Origin of the sequence: Anaerovibrio slackiae, from assembly GCF_009695585.1 — a bacterium.
Classification (GTDB): Bacteria; Bacillota; Negativicutes; order Selenomonadales; family Selenomonadaceae; genus Anaerovibrio; species Anaerovibrio slackiae.
Map to the genome: position 1 here is coordinate 1 of NZ_VUNR01000053.1, position 5283 is coordinate 5283.

The 5283-nt window shown below is 50.0% G+C and carries 4 protein-coding genes; 1 reads left to right on the top strand and 3 read right to left on the bottom strand.

The features are described from left to right. Nucleotides 1–231: 231 nt before the first annotated feature. Nucleotides 232–759, top strand: a complete 528-nt coding sequence (locus FYJ84_RS14130) for a nitroreductase (RefSeq protein WP_154408237.1) — start codon at nt 232–234, stop codon at nt 757–759. Between the two features lie 91 nt (nt 760–850). Here FYJ84_RS14130 and FYJ84_RS14135 read toward each other — a convergent pair whose 3' ends face one another. The 3 genes from FYJ84_RS14135 to FYJ84_RS14145 form a co-directional block, all read right to left on the bottom strand. Beyond that, complete coding sequence (locus tag FYJ84_RS14135; protein ID WP_154408238.1) at nt 851–1534, bottom strand: DUF3298 and DUF4163 domain-containing protein; 684 nt, start codon at nt 1532–1534, stop codon at nt 851–853. A 125-nt stretch (nt 1535–1659) separates the two neighbouring features. Beyond that, entirely contained in the window at nt 1660–4047 is a 2388-nt protein-coding gene (locus FYJ84_RS14140; protein ID WP_154408239.1) for a homocysteine S-methyltransferase family protein, read from the bottom strand. Nucleotides 4048–4215: 168 nt separating this feature from the next. After that, a complete protein-coding gene (locus tag FYJ84_RS14145) occupies nt 4216–4995 on the bottom strand; it encodes a vitamin B12 dependent-methionine synthase activation domain-containing protein (protein ID WP_205764291.1) in 780 nt (259 codons plus the stop codon). Between the last annotated feature and the right edge of the window lie 288 nt (nt 4996–5283).

Genomic DNA, 5283 nt, shown 5'->3' on the forward strand with positions numbered 1-5283 from the left:
ATAGTTATCAACTATACTCTGCTGTACGCTACCAAGGTAATCAATCTGACTTTACGAAAAAGCTGAAAAGGGGGAGCCGGGAGGCTGACGAAACTTGCTACTGCCGACCGCTGTATAAACTGAAATTATATTTGTTTATTTGAAAATGTATTTAGGAAGTAGTACAATATGTAAATGTAGCATGTGGAGAACAGAAAGCAGTATATAATTTTGTCAGGAGGATGTATTAAAATGAACGAAGTAATTCAGGCTATGAAGGACAGGCGCAGTATTCGCAAGTTTAAGCCGGAGATGCCGCCAAAGGAAGATATAAAGCAAATTATTGAGGCAGGACTGTATGCTGCCAATGGCCGTGGGAAGCAGGCAACAATTATAATTGCCGTTACAAATAAGGAACTGCGCGATAAATTTTCTAAAATCAATAGAGAGATAGGCGGCTGGGATGAAAGTTTTGACCCATTTTATGGGGCTCCGGTTATTTTAATTGTACTGGCTGACAAGGAGTGCCTGACCGGCATCTACGACGGCAGCCTTGTCATGGGGAACATGATGCTGGCCGCTCATTCCCTTGGCCTTGGTAGCATATGGATTCACAGGGCAAAGGAAGAATTTGAGCTGCCGGAATATCAGAGCCTTCTGAAGGAGATGGGCATTGAAGGCGAATGGGAAGGCATTGCCCATTGTGCCGTTGGCTACATTGATGGTGAGTTACCAGAGGCAGCTGCCAGAAAAGAAAACAGAGTTTTTTGGCTAGAATAGATTTAGCAATTTGCAAAATAAAACAGGTACTGCTTGGTAAGATGTAAAACTTGCCAGGCAATACCTGTTTTTCTTTTGCGTAATTGTTATCTTATCTGTACATCAGATAATCATCACTTTCTGTATCCATGTCCACATCAATAACACCACATACATAAGGGGCTATTTCGTACAACTGGAACAGGAAATGCACATGCCTGTCAGCATCGAAGTAGAACTGTTCAGGCAAGGAGGATAGGGGCAGGATGCCATCAAAGATGATAAGCCCATCGTTTTCCGCAGCCTTTTTGGCCAGCTTGTTAGTGAGCAGTTCCGACGTATAAATATCTTTGCCATATTTTTCTGCCGAGAACTCCTTCAGGTCAAATGCGACAATTTTTTCGCCTGTCTGTGGATTGAAATTCAGCCCATGGATATAACGCATAGGGTGGGCGGCATGTTCAACATTAATGTACTTGGTCAGGACAATGCTTAGCACTGAATCGTCATTGCAGGTGACGGTATAGCTGTTGCCCATGTAGACTTTATTCCAGTCCTTATTGTCCTTGTAGCACTCGTCAGTCTGGCTGATAAATGCCGCAATATTCTTTTCAATTTCTATATTGATGGCAGCAGTGGCATCAGGATTGCCTGGCACGGTAACAACAGGCACCTGAATGTCAGGGTACTGCTGCTGCACAGATGGTTCAACCTGTGCCGGTGCGGCAAAAGCCGTAGCCGCAAGCATGAACAGCAGGCAGAAAGCACAAAGGGATGACTTTACAAGCTTGAACATAGAATTTCCTCCTTAGATTAATATTTTTTGGATGCTATAACACCATAAAGCAGGGGGAACGATAGGGAAAATCATGTTGCACGTGAAACATGGCTGTCACCTTTAGCAGTTATGCAATGAAAATATTAGTTGGCACCCATGATTTCGTTGGCGATGTTCAGAGCTACCACCCCATCAGAAGCATAGTAATCAGCACCTGCCTCATCAGCATATTCCTGGGTGAGGGCGGCACCGCCAACCATAACCTTGGCATCAATATTCTGTGCCTTCAGCTGGCGGATAACCTCGTCAATTTCCGTCATGGTGGTGGTCATCAGGGCGCACAGACCTACAATGGCTGCCTTGTTGTCCCGGGCGGCGGCTACAATATCCTCTGCCGGTACATCCTTCCCAAGGTCAATCAGGTTGAAGCCGCTGTTTTCTAGCAGGGCACCTACGATATTCTTGCCCAGGTCATGGACATCGCCCTTTACTGTGGCAAGCACCACCGTGCCCTTGGTGCTATCGCTGGAGGCTGGGAATTTCTCCTTCAGCTTGATGAAGGCACTGCGCATGGCCTCCGCAGAAAGCAGTACCTGTGGCAGGAATACCCGTCCTGCACCGAAATCCACGCCGATTTCATTCATGGCGGCCGTGAGGGCCTTTTCTGTAATCTCGTTTGGTTCCAATCCGGCATTAATGGCATTTTCTACTAAAGTACCGATTTCATCAGCCTCGCCTTCAATGACAGCGGCCTTCAATGCATCCAGCGGCGTCAGCTCTACATGCTTTGCCACGGCAGCCTTCTTCGGCACGGCCAGGTTTTTCTCGTTGCGGCTGAAATCCCGCCCGTTAGGGTCCTTGCCAAGAAGTGCCATGCTGGCCATGAGGGCATTCTGCATGGATTCATCATAAGGGTTCATAATCGGGGCATCCAGCCCGGCTGCCAGGCACATGGTAAAGAAGGTGCTGTTTATTAGCGGCCGGTTTGGCAGGCCGAAGGAAATATTGCTCAGTCCCATCGTGGCAGGATAGCCGTATTTCTCCCGGTAAAGCCGCAGGGTTTCCAGGGTGTGGTTGCAGGCATCTGCATCCGCCGCAACGGTCATCACGAGACCATCCAGCAGAAAATCACCATCCTTGAGTCCTGCTGCTTTAGCAGTGGAAATGATTTTGTCCATGACAGCCAGTCTTTCAGGTGCAGTTTTTGGAATACCATCATCAGTTAATGGCAGGCAGAGGATGGCAGCACCGTATTTTTTGGCAAGTGGAATAAACTTCTCCAGTCGTTCCACCTCGGCACTGACGGAGTTAATCAGGGCACGGCCAGGATATGCCCGAAGGCCTGCCTCCAGGGCGGTGGCATCGCTGGTGTCGATGGCAAGAGGCGCATCAGTCAGCTGGGCGATTTCTGTTACGGCACGCTTCATGGCAGCTGCCTGGTCAATGCCGCCTACGCCCATATTTACATCAAGCAATTTTGCTCCGGCTTTTACCTGGTCCAGCGCCTCACGCTTGACGGAGGCAAAGGAGCCGTCCTTGATTTCTGCTGCCAGCTTTTTTCGGCCAGTAGGGTTGATGCGCTCGCCAATCAGCACTGTCGGCAGTTCCTTGTCCACAGTGACGGTCTTGCTGCGGCTGGTCAGCATCAGACGGCGGCGCAGGGGAGCGAACTTAGGCGGCTCCACGCCCTGCAGGGCAGACTTGATAGCAGCAATATGCTCCGGGGTAGTGCCGCAGCAGCCGCCCACGTAGGTAGCCCCTGCCTGCACCAGCTTAGGGGCCCAGGTGCCGAAATCAGCAGGAGACATAGGGAAGACGGTCTTGCCGTCTATGAGCTGGGGCATGCCGGCATTTGGCTGGACGCTGATAGGCTTGGTGGTATTTTCAGAGATTGCCTTGACGATAGGTACCAGCTGCTCAGGGCCCAGGGAGCAGTTGATGCCGATGATGTCCGCCCCCATGGCATCCAGGGTAATGGCGGCAGTCTGAGGGTCCGTGCCTGTTACGGTGCGTCCGTCTTCGCTGTAGGAAAGCTGGCAGATAACAGGCAGTCTGGTGGCGTCCTTGGCTGCCAGCAGGGCGGCACGCATTTCCTGAATGTCAATAAATGTCTCAATGAGGATGTAGTCGGCTCCGGCTGCTTCCAGGGCACCTGCCTGCTGGAAATAATTCTGGTACGCTTCCTCAAAGTCCAAATCCCCCAAAGGCTTGACGAACCGGCCGGAAGGCCCCATGCCGCCAGCAACCTTGATAGGCTTGCCGTCGGCAGTCTTTACAGCCTTTGCCGCCTTTACGGCAGCGGTATTGAGTTCTACTACCCTGTCCTGCAGGCCGTAATGCTCCAGCTTCAGGGCGGAGGCGCCAAAGGTAAAGGTCTCGATGATATTGGCACCGGCATCTGCATAGCGCTGGTGTACCTTGGTGACCTCAGCAGGATTTGTCAGGCAGAGCATCTCCGGGCAGGCTCCCGGCTGCAAAAGTCCCAGTTGCTGAAACATGGTGCCCATGGCACCGTCAAAAATATGTATCATAATTGTATACCTCGCCTTATAATTTTTTGTCAGATAAGAATGACACGATACAGCAGGCACATCCGAAAGCCGTGCTGTTATCGTGTTATTGCCGTGTTGTTAGTGTACTATGTTTACAGCTTTTATGCAAGAGTATTTACATACTATTTTGCTAGGTAAAATAAATTTTTATTCACTGGCTCTGGCAGGGCAATCCAGTTTGCTGCAATGGCGGCAATCATGTTTTTTGGCGGAGGCTGCAGCTTCAATGCCTGAGTTCCGGGCGGAGCCGTTGCAGTTTGGAACGGCATCAGGATAATACAGCCCGATGACAGCCGTAATGGATTTTCGCGGCATCAGCATCAGTGATTCCGTGAGGGAAATGCCGATCTGGCTGCCGCCTGCCAGCTGCAGGATTTCTGTCTGCTGCTGGATTGGCCAGTCACCATAGCCGGGGCTGAATCGCCATTTCATGGCAAGCCCCAGCCTTTTCACTTCATTGTGGATGGTTTTCTCCATGGCATCTGCCACCTGTTCTACAGCAGCGGTGGCGGCGGCGTCCAGCAGCACCGAAAAGCTGTACCTGCCTTCCTCGAAGGATTTTGTCACCTGCTTTTCGATGGCTTCGCCTACGGTAGCAGCCATGACAATCACCTTGCAGCAGCCTGCGAGATGCTTGCCGATGCTGTCACCCTGCAAGGCAAGGCGGTTAGTGCTGGTGCCGGTATTGTCCTTGCAGTGCCGGGCAGTACATTGTGGGGAAAGGGTATTTTCAGTGTTAAGCAGAAGAAGCTGCCGGGGGGACTCATAATCGTATAGCTGCCAGATGCCTTTGGGCTGGATAAGAAGCTGCGCTTCCATGCAGGCATCATCAATCAGCTGCTGGCTGAAATCGGCCTTCTGCAGCCCCGCATATCGCCTGGCTTCCGCAACATCTATGGCAAAGATAGGTGAATTGTATATGGGCATAGTCATACCTCCCGGAGAAAAAATGTATAGTGCATCTGCCCTGCATTTCGGCAGCAGAATATGTTTCACGTGAAACACGCAAAGCTGTGGAACAGTATCGATGAAAGAGTATTATAGAATGATTATAGCATGTGTATGGGGAATTTTATGTATTTAGTGAGAAAAATATTTTGCCTTTTGCTGCTATGAGAAATTTTTGCAATAATTAGGGATTTATCGCGATTTTTTATCGAAAAAATCCGTTAATGATGGTACAATATAAAAGCACTAATTTTGCATGAAGCTTTT